Source organism: Stagnihabitans tardus (assembly GCF_009925085.1).
Lineage (GTDB): Bacteria > Pseudomonadota > Alphaproteobacteria > Rhodobacterales > Rhodobacteraceae > Stagnihabitans > Stagnihabitans tardus.
Genome location: NZ_JAABNR010000071.1, coordinates 1 through 1,592, shown reverse-complemented (window position 1 = coordinate 1,592; position 1,592 = coordinate 1). Strand labels below are relative to the sequence as shown.

Genomic DNA, 1,592 nt, shown 5'->3' with positions numbered 1-1,592 from the left:
TCCACCTTGGCGGACTGGGTCGGCCGTGCCGCCTTCGAGCTTCGCCCTGTCCACGACGCGTTGATGGCCAACTTGAAGCGATCAACCAAGCTCTTCATGGACGAGACCCGCGCCCCGGTCCTCGACCCGGGGGCGAGAAAGACAAAAACCGGATACTTTTGGGCACTAGCCCGCGATGATCGGCCTTGGGGAGGTGCCGCGCCCCCAGGTGTGGCCTTCACCTATGCCCCCGGTCGGGGCGGGCAGCATGCCGAGCGGATCTTGCAGGGCTTCGGGGGCATCCTGCAGGTCGATGGCTATGCCGGATACAACCGCCTGATCGCATTGGACCGGATCGGTCCGAGCATTCAACTCGCCTATTGCTGGGCCCATGCGCGCCGCAAGCTGATCGAGATCACCCGCACCGGCCCCTCGCCGATTGCCGAGGAAGGCGTGGCCCTCATCCGCGACCTCTACGCCATCGAGGCCGAGATCCGTGGGCGCGATCCCGATGTCCGACTGGCGATCCGCCTGGAGCGATCAGCCCCGATCCTCGCACGCCTCGACGATTGGCTGGCCCGCCACCGTGCCCGTGCCTCGACAAAATCACCCCTGGGCGAGGCGCTCATCTATATCGCCAAATACCGCCATGGCCTTGGCCGCTTTCTGACTGATGGCCGCGTCGAGATCGATAACAACACGGTCGAGCGCACCATCCGTCCTATCGCCTTGAACCGGAAGAACGCCCTCTTCGCCGGACATGACGCCGGTGCAGAAAACTGGGCCGTCATCGCCTCGCTCATCGAAACATGCAAGATGAATGTCATCGATCCCTATGCTTGGCTCGCGTCGACCCTCTCAGCTATCGTGAATGGCCACAAACAGAGCCAAATCGACCAGCTCCTTCCTTGGAACTACGCCGAGACGGTGTGATCGGCACACCGCTTACGGCCGAGGCGGGCTGCGATTTCGTGAACCGGCATCCTGGCGTCGTGCCAGCGGGCGATTTTGCGGCGGTCTTCGAGACTGAGATGGACATAGCGGCGGGGCATGCGAATCCTCCTTTGAGCAAGACATTGTTTTTGCTCAAAAGTCGCACTTCAATCTTGAATCCACCCGCTTACATTTTTTGTTGTCAACAAGTTGGAATGTCGCGAGCTCTGCAAAGTAGAAGTGTCGCTGGAGCCGTGCGGAGCAGGACCGGGCAGGGCGGAGACCTCAGATATCGCAGGCCTGCCCGGTCCTGCGGGGCCGCCTCAGCGGCGCGGTTTCCTCTTGTCTTTGGGACCCAGGAAGGCCGCGAGGCCCCGTTCGGCGACGAGGTCTTCAAAGGCGCGCCAAGCCAACCCATCGGCAAGGAACGGCTCGTTGAACGTCGTCAGGGTTCCGAACTCATTCTCGACCTCCAGAATCCAAGCTGGATCGATCGCCGTGCGGTAGATCTCGACGCTCAACCAATGGCCATCGACTTCGATCCGGCGACCGAGCGTGACGTTGCCCCCAAGTTCTATCCGACTTGAGCGAGACTCCGGGTTTCAGTTTTACCCATTTGGGCGGGTTGGGCAACGGGGGCTGGCGCGGAGCTTTGCGGATTGCGCAGCGACAGGCCCCGT

General features: G+C 62.1%; 2 protein-coding genes and 1 pseudogene. 1 reads left to right on the top strand and 2 read right to left on the bottom strand.

From position 1 onward, the window contains the following. On the top strand, positions 1-912 hold a 912-nt coding region (tnpC, locus tag GV832_RS21615; protein WP_168776921.1), incomplete at its 5' end, for an IS66 family transposase. On the opposite strand, the pseudogene GV832_RS21610 reads toward tnpC, so the two are convergent. Together GV832_RS21610 and GV832_RS21605 are read right to left on the bottom strand one after the other, a co-directional pair. After that, positions 909-1,031 (bottom strand): annotated as a pseudogene (locus GV832_RS21610) (helix-turn-helix domain-containing protein); the annotation flags it as partial. The gene tnpC and the pseudogene GV832_RS21610 sit on opposite strands and share 4 nt — an antisense overlap. 204 nt (positions 1,032-1,235) lie before the next feature. Next, the gene (locus GV832_RS21605; protein WP_227754613.1) at positions 1,236-1,433 is read right to left on the bottom strand and encodes a hypothetical protein; all 198 of its coding nucleotides are present in this window, start codon (positions 1,431-1,433) and stop codon (positions 1,236-1,238) included. Positions 1,434-1,592: the final 159 nt, after the last annotated feature.